Origin of the sequence: Mesorhizobium sp. M1A.T.Ca.IN.004.03.1.1, assembly GCF_003997555.1 — a bacterium.
GTDB lineage: Bacteria > Pseudomonadota > Alphaproteobacteria > Rhizobiales > Rhizobiaceae > Mesorhizobium.
In genome coordinates, this window is sequence record NZ_RZTV01000154.1 from 1 (window position 1) to 304 (window position 304).

1 protein-coding gene is annotated in these 304 nt (G+C 58.9%); it reads left to right on the plus strand.

Annotation, left to right across the window (positions count from 1 at the left end; genetic code table 11):
- Window positions 1-27 precede the first annotated feature (27 nt).
- A partial coding sequence (locus EOD29_RS31120; protein ID WP_164763913.1) for an ABC transporter ATP-binding protein occupies window positions 28-304 on the plus strand: 277 nt, incomplete at its 3' end.

The following is a 304-nucleotide window of genomic DNA, read 5'->3' on the forward strand; positions in this document are numbered from 1 at the left end:
CTGAAATAATATGAAACAGGAGAGTGCATGAGCGGACTCGAGCTCAGGAACATCGTCAAGAATTTCGGAGCCGTCGAGGTCATCCGCGATGTCTCGCTTGAGGTCAATGACGGCGAGTTCGTCGCTTTCGTCGGCCCGTCCGGGTGTGGAAAATCGACGTTGCTGCGCCTGATCGCCGGACTCGACAAGCCCACAGGCGGCAGTATCGCCATCGACGGCAAGGACGTCACCGCGATCGGTGCGGCCGACCGCGGCCTTGCCATGGTCTTCCAGTCCTATGCTCTTTATCCGCATATGAGCGTGC